This window comes from Tepidibacillus sp. HK-1 (assembly GCF_001748485.2).
GTDB lineage: Bacteria > Bacillota > Bacilli > Tepidibacillales > Tepidibacillaceae > Tepidibacillus_B > Tepidibacillus_B infernus.
The window spans coordinates 73,041-87,051 of record NZ_BDGM02000007.1 but is presented as its reverse complement, the minus strand read 5'-3'; the positions used below and the strand labels follow the sequence as shown (position 1 = coordinate 87,051).

At 33.9% G+C, this 14,011-nt stretch carries 21 protein-coding genes; 5 read left to right on the top strand and 16 right to left on the bottom strand.

Features of this window, described 5'->3' with window-relative positions; all coding sequences use genetic code 11:
• Positions 1–7: 7 nt before the first annotated feature.
• The 7 genes from spoIIIAE to BEN26_RS05230 all read right to left on the bottom strand — a co-directional run bounded on the left by spoIIIAE (position 8) and on the right by BEN26_RS05230 (position 4,231).
• Positions 8–1,189, bottom strand: coding sequence for a stage III sporulation protein AE (gene spoIIIAE, locus BEN26_RS05260; RefSeq protein WP_068723599.1), 1,182 nt, complete (start codon positions 1,187–1,189; stop codon positions 8–10).
• Positions 1,189–1,584, bottom strand: coding sequence for a stage III sporulation protein AD (gene spoIIIAD / locus BEN26_RS05255; RefSeq protein WP_068723597.1), 396 nt, complete (start codon positions 1,582–1,584; stop codon positions 1,189–1,191). Before spoIIIAD ends, spoIIIAE begins: the two co-directional genes overlap by 1 nt.
• Before the next feature lie 21 nt (positions 1,585–1,605).
• Positions 1,606–1,809, bottom strand: coding sequence for a stage III sporulation protein AC (spoIIIAC, locus tag BEN26_RS05250; RefSeq protein ID WP_068723595.1), 204 nt, complete (start codon positions 1,807–1,809; stop codon positions 1,606–1,608).
• An 11-nt stretch (positions 1,810–1,820) separates the two neighbouring features.
• Positions 1,821–2,339, bottom strand: a complete 519-nt coding sequence (gene spoIIIAB / locus BEN26_RS05245) for a stage III sporulation protein SpoIIIAB (RefSeq protein WP_068723592.1) — start codon at positions 2,337–2,339, stop codon at positions 1,821–1,823.
• A complete protein-coding gene (gene spoIIIAA, locus BEN26_RS05240) occupies positions 2,332–3,306 on the bottom strand; it encodes a stage III sporulation protein AA (RefSeq protein ID WP_069797599.1) in 975 nt (324 codons plus the stop codon). The genes spoIIIAB and spoIIIAA overlap by 8 nt, the downstream gene beginning before the upstream one ends.
• Before the next feature lie 128 nt (positions 3,307–3,434).
• Positions 3,435–3,899, bottom strand: coding sequence for a CD1247 N-terminal domain-containing protein (locus BEN26_RS05235; protein ID WP_068723588.1), 465 nt, complete (start codon positions 3,897–3,899; stop codon positions 3,435–3,437).
• A gap of 62 nt (positions 3,900–3,961) precedes the next feature.
• Entirely contained in the window at positions 3,962–4,231 is a 270-nt protein-coding gene (locus BEN26_RS05230; protein WP_069797601.1) for a YqhV family protein, read from the bottom strand.
• 237 nt (positions 4,232–4,468) lie between these two features.
• Here BEN26_RS05230 and BEN26_RS05225 point away from each other — a divergent pair, with 237 nt between their 5' ends.
• Complete coding sequence (locus BEN26_RS05225; protein ID WP_069797603.1) at positions 4,469–5,191, top strand: 2-phosphosulfolactate phosphatase; 723 nt, start codon at positions 4,469–4,471, stop codon at positions 5,189–5,191.
• 81 nt (positions 5,192–5,272) lie between these two features.
• Here BEN26_RS05225 and efp read toward each other — a convergent pair whose 3' ends face one another.
• The 5 genes from efp to BEN26_RS05200 all read right to left on the bottom strand — a co-directional run bounded on the left by efp (position 5,273) and on the right by BEN26_RS05200 (position 8,496).
• Entirely contained in the window at positions 5,273–5,830 is a 558-nt protein-coding gene (gene efp, locus BEN26_RS05220) for an elongation factor P (protein ID WP_069797604.1), read from the bottom strand.
• Positions 5,831–5,858: 28 nt separating this feature from the next.
• Positions 5,859–6,929, bottom strand: coding sequence for a M24 family metallopeptidase (locus BEN26_RS05215; RefSeq protein WP_069797606.1), 1,071 nt, complete (start codon positions 6,927–6,929; stop codon positions 5,859–5,861).
• A gap of 69 nt (positions 6,930–6,998) precedes the next feature.
• Positions 6,999–7,454 carry a type II 3-dehydroquinate dehydratase gene (gene aroQ / locus BEN26_RS05210; RefSeq protein ID WP_069797608.1) on the bottom strand — a complete coding sequence of 152 codons (456 nt, stop codon included), beginning with the start codon at positions 7,452–7,454 and terminating at the stop codon, positions 6,999–7,001.
• 88 nt (positions 7,455–7,542) lie between these two features.
• Positions 7,543–8,019 (bottom strand): YqhR family membrane protein, encoded by a 477-nt coding sequence (locus BEN26_RS05205; RefSeq protein WP_069797610.1) that lies wholly within the window; start codon positions 8,017–8,019, stop codon positions 7,543–7,545.
• A gap of 9 nt (positions 8,020–8,028) precedes the next feature.
• A complete protein-coding gene (locus BEN26_RS05200; protein ID WP_068723571.1) occupies positions 8,029–8,496 on the bottom strand; it encodes a hypothetical protein in 468 nt (155 codons plus the stop codon).
• 170 nt (positions 8,497–8,666) lie between these two features.
• Between BEN26_RS05200 and BEN26_RS05195 the strand changes: the two genes are divergently transcribed.
• Both BEN26_RS05195 and BEN26_RS05190 read left to right on the top strand, forming a co-directional pair.
• Positions 8,667–9,605 (top strand): DUF1385 domain-containing protein, encoded by a 939-nt coding sequence (locus BEN26_RS05195; RefSeq protein WP_255421857.1) that lies wholly within the window; start codon positions 8,667–8,669, stop codon positions 9,603–9,605.
• Between the two features lie 20 nt (positions 9,606–9,625).
• Positions 9,626–9,886: a hypothetical protein gene (locus BEN26_RS05190; protein WP_069797614.1), complete on the top strand. Its 261-nt coding sequence runs from the start codon at positions 9,626–9,628 to the stop codon at positions 9,884–9,886.
• A gap of 45 nt (positions 9,887–9,931) precedes the next feature.
• Here BEN26_RS05190 and BEN26_RS05185 read toward each other — a convergent pair whose 3' ends face one another.
• Positions 9,932–10,855, bottom strand: a complete 924-nt coding sequence (locus tag BEN26_RS05185; protein WP_069797616.1) for a patatin-like phospholipase family protein — start codon at positions 10,853–10,855, stop codon at positions 9,932–9,934.
• An 86-nt stretch (positions 10,856–10,941) separates the two neighbouring features.
• Complete coding sequence (locus tag BEN26_RS05180) at positions 10,942–11,658, bottom strand: cytochrome c biogenesis CcdA family protein (RefSeq protein WP_069797618.1); 717 nt, start codon at positions 11,656–11,658, stop codon at positions 10,942–10,944.
• 161 nt (positions 11,659–11,819) lie between these two features.
• Between BEN26_RS05180 and BEN26_RS05175 the strand changes: the two genes are divergently transcribed.
• On the top strand, positions 11,820–12,167 hold the full coding sequence (locus tag BEN26_RS05175; RefSeq protein WP_068723559.1) for a hypothetical protein: 348 nt from the start codon (positions 11,820–11,822) through the stop codon (positions 12,165–12,167).
• A gap of 44 nt (positions 12,168–12,211) precedes the next feature.
• Here the strand turns inward: BEN26_RS05175 and BEN26_RS05170 are convergent, their stop codons facing one another.
• The gene (locus BEN26_RS05170) at positions 12,212–12,643 is read right to left on the bottom strand and encodes an Hsp20/alpha crystallin family protein (protein WP_068723557.1); all 432 of its coding nucleotides are present in this window, start codon (positions 12,641–12,643) and stop codon (positions 12,212–12,214) included.
• 113 nt (positions 12,644–12,756) lie between these two features.
• On the opposite strand from BEN26_RS05170, the gene BEN26_RS05165 reads away from it, so the two are divergent.
• Complete coding sequence (locus BEN26_RS05165; RefSeq protein WP_399168031.1) at positions 12,757–13,323, top strand: transcription repressor NadR; 567 nt, start codon at positions 12,757–12,759, stop codon at positions 13,321–13,323.
• A gap of 44 nt (positions 13,324–13,367) precedes the next feature.
• On the opposite strand, the gene BEN26_RS05160 is transcribed toward BEN26_RS05165, so the two are convergent.
• Complete coding sequence (locus BEN26_RS05160; protein WP_068723555.1) at positions 13,368–14,009, bottom strand: cyclase family protein; 642 nt, start codon at positions 14,007–14,009, stop codon at positions 13,368–13,370.
• Positions 14,010–14,011: the final 2 nt, after the last annotated feature.

Here is a 14,011-nt window from a genome sequence, read left to right as displayed (position 1 = left end):
TCACATCCTATCGCATCATGACAGAAATATTTCCAGCTGTAATAATTATGGTTAGTGCAAGGAAAAACATAAGACCAATTGCGGCAAGAGCTGCGAAGACAAAAATTAAATTTTTCCCAATCATATTAAGTGTTCCTATAATAGGACTGTTTCCTAAAGGCTGCATGATTGCAGCAGACAAATTGTAAATAAATGCTAAAGTTAAAATTTTAACCGCTGGAAAGATAACAATCAATAAAAGGATTAAGACACCTGCCATTCCTACTGCATTTTTAACTAGCAATGAAGCTCCGATTACCGTATCTGCTGCATCGGAGAACATTTTTCCAACGACAGGTACAAAATTTCCAGTGATATACTTAGCGGTTCGAAGAGTAACTCCATCAGCCACTGAAGCCGACATCCCTTGAACAGAGATCACTCCTAAAAAGATGGTTAAAAAAACACCCAAAGCCCCGACACTTATATTTCTTAGAAGCTTGGCCAATTGCGATACCTGAAATTTATCTGAGATCGAGCTTACAATGGATAGGACAGCAGAAAAGAAGATTAACGGAAAGATCACCTTATACACTACAGTCCCGATCACGTTGATAAGGAAAATAATTAACGGATGAAACATGGCCGCAGAGATTGCATTTCCCATCGAGGCTAATAGGGTTAATACCAAAGGAATAAGGGCGACCATAAAGTTTATCATTTCTTGAATAGCATCTCTAGCTGAATTAATAGCTACAGTAAAACTATTGATGGCAATGATGATAAGAACCATGTAAGAGATGGCAAATGCGACTTTACTCACTGTATTTTTTTCAAATGCGGTTTGAATATGTTGAAGAACAGTACTAAATACGGTTAAAAGAATAATAGTTCCAATTAGTTTGGCGTTGTATAAAATTTCATAAAAAAAGTATTTTAAAAGTCCTACAAAAAATGACTGTAATTTGAAATCACGACTAGGAAGAACCATATCAAACAAACTCTTTTTATTTTCAGGAAAAAAACCACCATATTCATTCATGAGCTTATCCCAGTATTGCTCTATTTTTTGGGTTTCCACTCCCTTTAGTTGCTCTTTTATCATCTCTTCAGAAGGATTTATTGCTGCTTTTACTGAAAGGTGATTTAACCCAAGAAAAATAAATGCAATTAAGAATATTATTAAAGCATGTTTTCTTCTCATATTCATCATCCTTTAGTGGGAAGCAATTGAATAACCGTTTCAATAATTACACTAATAATAGGGATTGCCATAACCATAATCAAAATTTTCCCTGCTAATTCAATTTTCGCTGCAATTGCACCCTGCCCCGCATCCTTTGTCATTTGTGCTCCAAACTCTGCAATGTAGGCAATACCTATAATTTTTAATATGGTTTCAAGGTAAATTATATTGACGTTGCTTTGAACAGCTAATCTTTCTAATACATTGATTACAGATGATATTTTCCCAATTAAGAATAAGAAGATAGCAACTCCAGTAAAAACAGTAATTAAAAAAGAAAATTGAGGTTTTTGATCTTTTAATAAAACGGAAAGTATGGTTGCTATAAAAGCCAGTCCTACAATTTGGATGATTTCCATCATTTCACCCTCTAAGTATCGTTATTGAAATAAAAAAACTCTTTTGATTTCTTGAAAAAGATCGTTCAAGAACGTAGCAACCATATAAAGGATAATGATAAACCCAATCACTGTGATCCAGTGAGCAATATCTTCTTTTCCCATTTGTTTAAATATCGTGTGCATCATGGCGATAACGATTCCGATTCCTGCAATTGTAAAAAGAGTATTTACGTCAAATGTCATATTCCCCACCTCTAATACATCAAAATTACGATTAAGATTCCTAATAATACGCCTAAATTTTTGCTTAATTTTTCATTTATTTTTTGTTCGTCTCTTGCTAGCTGTTCCTCCGTAGCTAAATTTTGCATTGTTAAACGAATATGCTTCATCTGGTCTTCTCGATCAGAGATGCCAAGTGTATGGCCAAATTGAATTAAGATTGCTTTGTCCTGGGTTTTTAATGCCGTCTTTTGATAATGTTTTTCTATACTTAACCGCCAACATTCATAGGTTGAAGCTCCGTCCAGCATTTTTAAATTCTCACTCATCTCAAGAAAAAATGTTTTAACAACATTAGTAATTCGCTGACCAATATGCTCCATTGCTAAATGGAGGGGTACTGCCCCATAAACGATCTCTGTTTCAAGCATTTGTAAAGCTTGTTGAAGAATTCTTAGTTGTTTCGTTCTTTCATGGTAATTTCTTGCAATTTGAAATCCAGCTATAGTAGAAGCACCTATAATCAGTGTGGCACCAATTAACTTAAACATAGTTTTTCACCTTTCCCGTGATTGGCCTTAGCTGTTCATTAAGAATCGTTTCAATCGTCCCTATTCCCCGTTCCCTGCTTAATATGACGTATCTAGTAAAGATCTCTTGTTGGATAAGAGAAGAAAGGGAAGGCCTTTTTATGATTTCATGGATATCACTTCCATGAGCAGTTGCAATCACTTGAACACCAGCATTTCTAGCTTCCAATATGGCTAATGTGTCCTCCTGCCGACCTATTTCGTCAACAATCAAAATGTCTGGTGACATGGAACGAATCATCATCATCATTCCTTCAGCTTTAGGACATGCATCTAATACATCGGTTCTTAATCCAACATCATTTTGTGGAACTCCCCTTACACTTCCTGCTATTTCAGATCGTTCATCCACAATCCCTATTTTTTTAGCTAAAAAAGCAAATTTTGAAATCCCTGTTCCTAATTGTCTTGCCAAATCTCTTAATATCGTTGTTTTTCCACATTGAGGGGGTGAAATGATTAGAGTATTGTGCACCTTCATTTCTCTTAAATTGATGAGAAATGGAATAAGGGGATCTGCCATTCCGAACTTCTGCTTTGCAATTCTAATATTAAAGCTTGTCACATCTTTAATGGTCTTAACCTCTCCCTTTTCCATGATTACTTTTCCTGATATACCTACTCTATGTCCACCATGGACAGTAATATAACCTCTTTTTAATTCTTCTTCTAAACGATAAAGCGAATGGTTACTAATTAAATTTAACATTTTCATTGTATCTTCATTTGTAGGTAGATAGGATTTTTTAACATCTAAAGTAAGTTCTCCCTTTATAGTGAGAAATGCATGATGACCACTGTAAACAATCTCGAGAGGACGATTTTCCCGTATTCTTATTTCTTCAATTTGTTCACTGTGTTTTTGCTCAATCTGCTGGATGATTTTCCGAATCTCTGTTGGCAAAACGTTTAAGATCTCCTCTTTCACCACATTGCCCCCTTAAACCTGTCCACTAAGAATCTTCACTAATACATATGCCTGCTTGACCAAATTATGCTAAAAGAATGAAAAAGAGACCCTTAAAAAGGGTCCCGTAAAATAAAAAGAATTATTACTTATAAAGTGGTATTCGTCCCAATATATTGATCCTCATCATCAATAATTAATACTTCATTACAATTCGGACAAACAACCTCAGTTGGTTCGTCATGTTCAAGTAAATGATGATCGATCATGACCGTTTCATGACATGTTGGACATTCCACTTGGTAATAACCTTCATTTTGGTCGTCTTCCATCACCAATAATTCATCATCTATCCCCTCCTCGAGCTCATCGTCTTCTAGGTCTTCATCATCTTCATAAAAGTCCCATTCTAAATCATTAAGGTCTTCATCAATTGCTTCCACATACTCTTCTAATTCGCTTAGTCGATCCATGAAATGTTGTAAGGTTTGATTCATTTCTGTCATAATACCTACAATTTCTTCAAAAAATTTACCTTCTTTTTTATTTTGATACATCTCTAATCCTTCAGCTAATCCTTCTAAATAGGCAATTCTTTCTTGAATGTTACTCATCAAAAATCCCCCTCATTTTTTTTCATCAGTAGTATGTACTTTTTTAGGGGATTTATCCCATTCTATTTTCTAACACCAATTAAAATAAATCCTATACCGAAAAAAATCCAAAAAAATTTTGAAAAAGAGATTTTATCACTTATTCCAAACAACCCAATGGAGGTAGTCAGAATAAGCACAGTTGGTCCTACTAATGCAAGAAGTGAATTGACTACTAAGGCTTTATTTAAATCATTTAACTTTAACATCGATAAACCTGCTAAAATTTCAAGGCTCCCCGAGATAAAACGTAATAAGGCCATACTTAGAACAAACTTATTTAATAATTCCATTTTCCGCCCCCCAAGATTTTTTTTGAAATATGGAAAAGCTCTCTTCCTATTATTTCTATTATTTTTTATAAAAAAAATGAGTGCCAAAATGGCACTAAACATCAAATTATTTTATAAAAAGCTAAATTTAATTGGCTCATCTATAGAATTTATGCATATATTGTGACATAAGGAATAGGTATAGGAAAGCAAAGAAGTTCGTTTTTGTGCTGAAATCCTTAGGGAAGGAGAAGAAAAATGCGAATTGATGTGGTTTCTCATGTAGATGAAATAAAAACAGAAGAATTATTCAATAAAACAGTTATCATTATCGATGCCCTTCGAACCTCCAGCACCATTATTACTGCAATCGCTAATGGTGTTCAGATGATTGTTCCCGTTGAAACAATAGGTCAGGCAAAAAATTTGCAAAGTCAAAAACAAGAGTATTTATTAGCTGGTGATCGATTTTTCAAGAAAATTTCTAACTTTCATTTAGGAAATTCTCCTTTAGATTTTGTTAAACAACAATTAAATGGTAAAAGTATCATCTTAACCACGACAAATGGCACTCGAGCAATCAATAAAGCATTAAAAGGAGAAGAAGTATTAATAGGAAGTTTTTTAAATGGTGATAAATGTATCGAGCAAGCTTTGCATTTTAAAAAAGATTTAGTCTTACTATGTGTGGGTGAGCGAAATGAATTTGCGCTTGAAGACGGTTTAGCTGCCGGTTTTCTTATTGATCGCTTAATGAAGCATTATACGATTACCTTTGAATTAAATGATTTTGCTAAAGCGATGTACGCCGTATATAAATTTCATGAAAATGGTTTATTTGAAACGATAAAAACAACAGAAACAGCAAGAAAACTCATTCAATTAGGTTTAGGGGAGGATATTCATTTTTGTAGTCAAATCAATCTATATCCTATTTGCCCTTGTGTAGCTACCCACGAGGACATTACAATCATTATATAAAGGGTGAATATTGAAAAGCCCCCTTTTCCTTTGAAATTGGGGGCTTGTTGATGTAAGAAACTTTTCTTGTTTTATCTTAACTTACGCTCTAGAAACGTATGCTTCACTTCGTGTATCAATAATTAACTTATCGCCAACATTAATAAATAATGGAACCTGAATCGTTAAACCAGTTTCTAAAGTTGCTGATTTGGAACCACCTGTTGCGGTATCACCTTTTATTCCTGGTTCTGTGTCAACTACTTCTAAGATAACGGTATTGGGTAAATCAACACCAATTACTTCACCTTGATAACTTATAATATACACATTCATGTTTTCTTTAAGGAACTTAATTTCACGTTCTAAACGTGATGCAGGTAAGTTGATTTGGTCATATGTCTCTGTATCCATGAAGGTATACTCATCACCGCTATTGTATAAATACTGCATTTCCTTCGTTTCAATTCGTGCACGAGCAATTTTTTCACCGGCGCGGAAAGTTTTTTCTTGTACTGCACCTGTTCTAATATTTTTTAATTTTGAACGAACAAATGCAGCCCCTTTACCTGGTTTTACATGTTGAAATTCAATAACTGTCCAAATACCACCATCTACTTCAATCGTTAAACCTGTACGAAAATCATTTGATGAAATCAAAAATAAAACCTCCTATCATGATTGAATACTAATCAATAATCAATAATTCTTTTGTGGATTGTGTAATAATCTCTCTTCCATGATCCGTGATCAATACATCATCTTCTATTCGAACACCACCGAAGTCTGTGATATAGATCCCCGGTTCAACGGTAACAACCATTCCTGGTTGCAAAATAATATCACTTTTAAAGGATAAACCCGGCCCCTCATGTACGTCAAGTCCAATTCCATGACCTGTGCTATGTCCAAAATATTCTCCATATCCAAATTTACTGATAATATCTCTTGTTAGTGCATCAGCTTCTTTTCCTGACATACCTGCCTTTACATGTTGTACACCATTCAATTGGGCCTCAAGAACAATCTGATAGATTTCTTTCTGCTTCTGGTTTGGCTTACCCATTATAATCGTTCTTGTAATGTCAGATACATATCCTTGATAGATAGCACCGAAATCCATGGTGACCAAGTCACCAGATTGAATCACTTTATCACTTGCAACCCCATGCGGCATTGCAGAGCGGTAACCTGAAGCTATAATCGTATCAAAAGATGCACCTTCTGCACCCAATTCCCTCATCTTACATTCTAATTGAAAAGCCACATCAGTTTCTTTCATCCCGGGCTTTATTGCTGTCAGAATATAAGAAAAGGCTTGATCAGCAATCTCTGCTGCTTTACGAATCAAAGAGACTTCGTTAGGATCTTTTATCATGCGTAATTTTTCTATCACTTGTGAAATTGGTTTGAGTTCAATATTTACAAATGTTTCTTCAAACTGTTTATAAAGAGAATATGTAACAAAATCTTGTTCAAAACCCAAAACTTGAATACTTAATCGTTTTAATTGTTGATTTACTGTTTCAACTATGGATCCTTGATGTTGAATGACTTCATAAGAAACAGCTTGATTTTTGGCTTGGTCTACATAACGGAAATCTGTTATAAAAATGGCATCCTTTTGAGTTATTAGAACATAGCCAGCACTTCCTGTAAACCCACTGATATATTTTCTATTACTCGCACTTGTGATTAACATACCTTCAATTTGAAGGTCTTTAAACGTTTTTCTAAGTCTTTCTATTCGTTTCTCCATTCCATTCCCTCCTTCCCTAATTGGCAACACCCAGTCATTCAGCTTCAAAAGTAACTATTAACTTCGAGATTAATTCCCACTACTTTTATGGAACTTAAAAAAGTCAGCGAAAAATTGCAGTGCAGCAAAATAACCATACATTCCTAATCCCGAGATTTGTCCAACCGAAACAGGTGCTATCACAGAGTGATGACGAAAAGATTCACGCCTATAGATGTTAGAAATATGTACTTCAACGGTTGGAATTTGTACAGCAGATATCGCATCAGAAATTGCATAACTATAATGGGTAAACGCTCCAGGATTAATAATCATTCCATCATATTTCCCTAAAGTTCCTTGAATCTGATCAATGATTTCCCCTTCATGATTTGACTGGTAAAAGGCAACATCCATTCCTAATTCTTGAGCCTTTTCCTCCATTAAAAGAGTTAATTGTTCTAATGATGCTGTTCCATAGATCGTTGGTTCTCTTTTTCCTAACATATTAAGATTGGGTCCGTTAACTACAAAAATTTTTTTCATTTTACTCACCATTTTAATTTGCCATTTTTCCAAAATATTTTATCACAAATGATGAGTATTTGAACAGAGTGTTCCATTATTCATTTCTTTATTCCTCTTGATTGTTAAATTCAGCAGATAAAGAGTAACCAATAAAAAGGCCAATTAAAATAAATAAGGAAAACATAACGGAATTGGTATTCCACCCTAACTCTTTTAAAGGTTTTGTCAGATTAAGTAATGGATTAAGTACTATAAAAACAAAAGCCCATAATGCTAGGCCATAAGCAATCCCAACCCATGGACTTTTATATTTTGCTAAAAATTTCGCATAAAGAAAAGCAGCAATGAGCGCATAAAAAATAAAGAAACCCACACCGACAAAATGACCTTGCCATTTCAAATCATAATCGGGATTTAAAAATGGCTTTGCGAAGATCGATGGCCCTACATCTGTGAATTGTAGATAATACATCACTAGTGACATAAGCCCCCATAAAATGCCTGCTGATATACCGATCGAAATGGCCATATGAAATTTTTTCTTTCTCACTCGTGTTGATTGGTTCTGTTCTTGATTCTTCATCTACTTAAATTACTCCTCTTCAGTACTATGAAATCCACTGATATACAACCAATCTTTTATTTTTGAAATCATCTGATCGATAAGTTCATCTTTTTTTGCATTGTTTTCCGGAATCTTCATCTGTTCCTCATAAAACACTTCATAAAAGTAATCTTCATTTTCCTCAATAGAAGTAACTTTTTGTATTTTTAATTCCTCTTGTTCTTTAAGTTTATTGACAAAATCATTTTCATTTACTAGTATCCCTTTTTGGGGAAATGTAAAAGCATATAAACAATCCATTTGATTTGGATGATAGGGATACAATTCAATTTCAACATATGGACTATCCTCATCTGCTAAGTCTATTCTCGCATGAATTCTTACATAACTATCATGGATAACAGCTCCTAAAGGTTGTTCAATTAAAGTATGAACCATTGAGACAGGTATCATCTCATCCAATAAATCAATGAAACGTTTAATAAAAAGTTCCATACCGATCCTCCCTTTTAGTAAAAAATTTGAGTAAATCTATGAAATATTATTTGAAGATTGGAAAAATCTATACTGTACAAAAATTTTTACTTCTTGGTACCAAAGAATAAATCGTGTAAAATAAAAGGTACAAATATCAAACGTAGATGTTCATAGTTGAGGTGATTTTTTTGTCCAATAAAACCTGTCCAATGTACGGTGGTCAAGCAGTGGTTGAAGGTGTTATGTTTGGTGGTAAAAATGTAACAGTGACTGCTATTCGAAGAAAAGATCAAAGTATAGATTTTTTTCAAATAAACAATCATGAAAACCAAATTATAAAAAAACTAAAAAAAATTCCTTTTCTTCGGGGAATTGTCGCTTTGATTCAATCGAGTGCAAATGGATCTAAACATTTAAATTTTTCTACCGAACGATTCGATGTCAATCCTGGAGAGGAAATCACAGAAGACACTTCTAAATTAACTATGATTTTTGGTGTAGCCATTGTTGGTGTCCTTTCCTTGATTTTCGGCAAATTATTATTTACTGTTTTACCTGCATTCCTTGCCGATCTCTTATTTGGCCGTTTGGTTCCTAACCAATTTTTTAATAACCTTATTGAAGGTGGAATTAAGATTGTCTTATTATTCGCCTATATTATTGCGATATCGCAAACTCCATTTATTAAACGATTATTTCAGTATCATGGTGCTGAACATAAAGTAATAAATGCATTTGAAGCAGGTTCCCCACTAACAGTAGAAAACGTCAAAAAGTATTCTCGTTTTCACTATCGTTGTGGAAGTAGCTTTATTATCTTGTCTGTCATTATCGGTGTCATTATCTATTCACTCTATAACCAATTTATTTCTCCTTACGATTCAATTTGGGATCGAATTATACAACGTATTGCATTAATTCCACTTGTTATTGGTGTTTCCTATGAAGTATTACGTTTAACGAATTCAGTAAGGGAAATTCCTGTTCTTAAGTGGTTTGGCCTTCCAGGGATTTGGTTACAAACATTGACTACAAAGGAACCAGAAGATGATCAAATTGAAGTATCGATTGCTGCTTTTAATCGAATGAGAGAATTAGATACAAAAGAAAAAATGTTAGTTATGTAATGATAGAAAGAGGGAGTTTAATGAAGCGATTAGGTGCCATTACTTGGGTTTTTGTTTTTCTTTTCATCATTGGAATAGCAAAAACCTTTGTTAGTAATCCTATTGGGTTCCTTATTCCCATTGTGATTTTTGTTCTAATCTTTTATTTCCTTAAACATCCAAAAAAGCTGCTAAATAAGCAAGGATACAGGCCCAATAAAGCAACTCCAAAGTCAAAAAAATATCGGAAGCATAAAGAGAATCCATTTAAAGTAATATCAGGAAAAAAAGGATCAAGATAAATAAAAATCCACTAAAGTATAAATATTGACATCTTAATCTTTCGATTAGGGTGTCTTTTTTGATTGACGATATTGGAATGTATATCTAATATAGTTCCATTGGTCAAAAAAGTTCTTCGCAGCTTTCACTCCTGACTCAAATAATTCATCCCTTTTTTCTTTATTTAGATCAAAATCTGTGGTATTGACCCCAAGTGTTGGGACTAAGATTGATCGAACATAATCTTTTTCTTTAATATGGCGGGTGTCGTGAGCTTCTACCATTGTACTAATCAGTGAATATCCTAAAGATATTGGTCCATTTATCTTATTGGGTTGCCCTGTTTTTTCTGAAACAAGTCGAAAACCAAAAGTTGGCCACTTTGAGGATCCATCATCATCAAAAATCCAAACTGGAAAGTTGCTTAAAAGTCCACCATCAACAATATAATGATCCAGTTTTTTGTTATATAAACCTTTAAATTTTACAGGTTGAAAGTAAAATGGCAAACTTGAGCTCATCCTTACTGCTCTTGCAATATCAAAGGTTAAAGGGTCTACACCATAACGAGTTAAGTCTTGAGGGAGAACTAACATTTCCCCACTCGTAATATCTGAGGCGATAATATATAATGTCTTCTCTAAATCACCAAATGCTCTTACCCCTTTTACTCGTAATTTTTCACTTAACCATTGTTCAATATAATCACCAGAATGAATACCAAGTTTAAATATCAGGTTAAATGCTGCTCCAAGAAAGGGGATTTCGATTCCTTTTTTTTGAATAAATTTTTTATAGTCTAAATTCATCAGTTCATCCTTTAATTCAAAAGCCGTATAACCAGCTGCTAGCATTGCAGCAATCATTGATCCAGCCGAAGTTCCAGCCAAACGATTCCACTGGTATCCTCTTTTCTCAGCCTCAAAGATTGCACCAACCAGTCCGATTGCTTTTATACCTCCACCTTCAATCACCGCATCAGCTAACATCTCCATCCCCCCTTTTCTACTTACATATGATCAGAAAACAAAAAAAAGACTGAAAACAAGATCAGTCTTTAAATAAAAATTTGTATTTAAAACCAGCTGACACCAAACCACTTTGTAAGATAGACAGTAATCTTACTTAATTGATCTGTAAATAGTAAAAGACCAATTAAAATCAGAATCACTCCCCCGATTTTCATGATTTTATCGGAGTAACGTAGAATCCACCTGGTTTGGCTAATAAAGAAAGCCATAATAAAAAAGGGAATGGCAAAACCAAAACTATAAGCAATAAGTAGAATGATTCCTTGTGATGGATCGGAAGCAGCTAAAGTAAGTATCATCGCTAAAATTGGCCCGACACAAGGCGTCCATCCTGCTGCAAAACTGACTCCTATTAACGTTGAGCCAAGATAACCAGTCGGTTTATTTTTTAACTCAAATCGTTTCTCCTTCATTAACCAATTCCATTTAACCCAACCTGTAATGAATAATCCCATTAAAATAATGAGAACAGCACCTAATTTCCTCACAATATCCTGAGATTCATAAAATAGATTGCCAAGAAAACTTGCTCCAAACCCTAAGGAAATAAAGATAATAGAAAAACCTATAACAAAAAATAAAGTGTGCATGAGCGCACGGTTTCTTATCTCTTTTTTACTAAAATCATTTTTTAATTGGTCTACAGATATTCCTGTAATATAAGAAAGATATGATGGATACAACGGTAAAACACAAGGTGATAAAAAGGATAAGATTCCTGCCCCAAAAGCAATCCAGATATTAATACTAGCTCCATCCACTATGACAAAACCTCCTTAAGGAAATGGTTCATTTATTTAATTTAAGCTTACCATATTTTGATGTCAACTACTAGAAATCAAGACACCTCATCTCTATCCCATTCATATAATAGAATAGAATAATCTTAGATAATTGGTTTTTATTTCTGGAGGTGATTGAATTGAACATTGAACCTCTCTTATCCTATATTGTTGCAAGACAGATTACTGGGAAAAAAATAACGACATTAACAAATAGTTCAACAGGTGAACAATTTAGTTATTCTTATGGTGACCAAATTTATGATTATACGAACCAGTCCTATGCCAAAATCACACGTGAACATTTGAATATTACCGTTTATCTGTATAAAACAAGCCAATATTATCTGATTAAGCCCAAATCATCCGGCCTCTTCCTTGCCCATCGTTTCGGATCTGATGAATATTATGAAATCACAGTAAATCATAAATGGGTTTTGATCCGAAACCAAAAAGAACATACCAGCCAAATTTTTAGTTTTTCTTAAATAAACTCAACAAAAAAAGCATGGTGGCAGTTACTCCATGCTTTTTATTTAAATAGAATATCGATTCTTCCATCTTCTAATTCTGCAATCTTTTTAAGTTCTACTTTTAATACCCCATCTTCATATTTAGCAATAGCACCTTTGGTTGTAACTTTAGCAGGTAATGGAACGGTTCTATAAAAATACTCAGAATAATGATTTTTTATTCTTTTTCCATGATCTGACCTTACATCATTAATTTTTTCTATTGTACCTTGAACGATAAGGTGATCATTGTGAACATTTAGATCTAATTGATGCTCTTTTGTTAGGCCAGGAATATCAAGAGACACATGTATTTTATTTTCCTTCTCTCTTATTTTAACCTGTGAATCATCTAATAATCCTGAGATCATAGAACTGGTATTCAGCCACTTATTCAGATGATTGGCAAAAACCCGTTCGATATCAAATATTAATTTTTCTATTTCATTCATTTCAATCACTTCCTTTCCAATGACATCCTATGATTGAAAAATAAGCAAAGTGCTAGGGAAATGTCTATTTTTACGTTATAATAGAGTTGAGTGAAAGTGCTTTTCTAGAGGTGATTAAGGTGGATGAAAGAAAGCGTTCTGGTGAAGAAAGAAGAAGAATTCTTTTACAATGGCTAAAAGAAAGTGAAGAACCATTGACGGGGCAAATACTAGCTGAGAAACTAAATGTTAGTAGACAAGTCATTGTCCAAGATATTTCCTTATTAAAAGCAAAAAATGAACCTATTATTGCAACTGCTCAAGGTTATGTATATTTGCGTGAAAAGGAATCAGCTCATTCCTTTAAGAGAATCATAGCTTGTAATCATACCCCTGCTCAGACTGAGGCAGAGCTTAATCTAATTGTTGATCATGGTGTATTTATCAGAGATGTGATCATAGAACATCCAATATATGGAGAAATGACTGCCTCCCTTGTCATAAAAAATAGGAGAGATGTAAAACAATTCATTCAAAAAATGGAAGACTCCAAAGCTTCCTATCTTTCAGACTTAACAGAAGGTACCCATCTTCACACCCTTGAGGCAGACACAATTGAACAACTAGATGAGGTTTGCCTAGCTTTAAAAAAAGCGGGATTCTTACTTGAAAAAGAAAATGAAAGTGAAGTAAACCCATGAATATTAAAAAAAAGGATACCATTGTATCCTTTTTTTAAATGGGATTAAACCTTTACATTCTCATAATTCATCTTAACTAAAATTGCTCTTGTTGGGGCTGCTTCTGCTCCTTTAATAAATAGGGGAGCAGCATATAGAAAATATTCACCTTCGTCAATATCTTTAAGCCTTAGTCCTTCCAGAATAACAATACCTGCTTCCATTAAGCTTATATGCGTTTCATGGCCAGGCTGGCTTCGTTCTATGCCAAGTGCGTCGATTCCGACACCTTTAATTCCTTTTGTAGTTAAATACTGTGCACCACTCCGATCCAAATAAACAAACTCTTGGTTAAACTGATCATCGTAGGAATTTTTTGTTTTGAATAAAACAAAGTCATTCTTTTGGAGATTTATTGATTGAAGATCTTCTTTTGTTATCTTCTCTTTTATTGCAGTCAGATCAATCACCTTGCAAGGAGTGACAACTTTTCTTAAATCAAGGGTATCTATCGTATTTCCATTTTCAATCATATGAAGAGGTGCATCAACATGAGTTCCTGTATGCATATCCATTTGTATTCGAGACTCAAAAACATGACCAGTAGCAAAATCCTGCATCGTTTTGAGAACCGGTCTTTTCTCTTCTTTGTTTTTATATACTGGCATCTCTTGATGAATCATCATTGAAATATCATATATCTCCATTT

Bases quoted from the DNA above. Each gene is read 5' to 3' on its own strand.
- BEN26_RS05215 (WP_069797606.1), bottom strand. From the start codon at position 6,929: ATGGAGAAACGAATAGAAAGACTTAGAAAAACGTTTAAAGACCTTCAA.
- spoIIIAB (WP_068723592.1), bottom strand. From the start codon at position 2,339: ATGTTTAAGTTAATTGGTGCCACACTGATTATAGGTGCTTCTACTATA.
- spoIIIAC (WP_068723595.1), bottom strand. From the start codon at position 1,809: ATGACATTTGACGTAAATACTCTTTTTACAATTGCAGGAATCGGAATC.
- BEN26_RS05200 (WP_068723571.1), bottom strand. From the start codon at position 8,496: ATGGAACTTTTTATTAAACGTTTCATTGATTTATTGGATGAGATGATA.
- BEN26_RS05190 (WP_069797614.1), top strand. From the start codon at position 9,626: ATGAAGCGATTAGGTGCCATTACTTGGGTTTTTGTTTTTCTTTTCATC.
- spoIIIAE (WP_068723599.1), bottom strand. From the start codon at position 1,189: ATGAATATGAGAAGAAAACATGCTTTAATAATATTCTTAATTGCATTT.
- BEN26_RS05230 (WP_069797601.1), bottom strand. From the start codon at position 4,231: ATGGAATTATTAAATAAGTTTGTTCTAAGTATGGCCTTATTACGTTTT.
- BEN26_RS05225 (WP_069797603.1), top strand. From the start codon at position 4,469: ATGCGAATTGATGTGGTTTCTCATGTAGATGAAATAAAAACAGAAGAA.
- BEN26_RS05235 (WP_068723588.1), bottom strand. From the start codon at position 3,899: ATGAGTAACATTCAAGAAAGAATTGCCTATTTAGAAGGATTAGCTGAA.
- BEN26_RS05185 (WP_069797616.1), bottom strand. From the start codon at position 10,855: ATGTTAGCTGATGCGGTGATTGAAGGTGGAGGTATAAAAGCAATCGGA.
- BEN26_RS05205 (WP_069797610.1), bottom strand. From the start codon at position 8,019: ATGAAGAATCAAGAACAGAACCAATCAACACGAGTGAGAAAGAAAAAA.
- aroQ (WP_069797608.1), bottom strand. From the start codon at position 7,454: ATGAAAAAAATTTTTGTAGTTAACGGACCCAATCTTAATATGTTAGGA.
- BEN26_RS05160 (WP_068723555.1), bottom strand. From the start codon at position 14,009: ATGGAGATATATGATATTTCAATGATGATTCATCAAGAGATGCCAGTA.
- BEN26_RS05170 (WP_068723557.1), bottom strand. From the start codon at position 12,643: ATGAATGAAATAGAAAAATTAATATTTGATATCGAACGGGTTTTTGCC.
- spoIIIAD (WP_068723597.1), bottom strand. From the start codon at position 1,584: ATGGAAATCATCCAAATTGTAGGACTGGCTTTTATAGCAACCATACTT.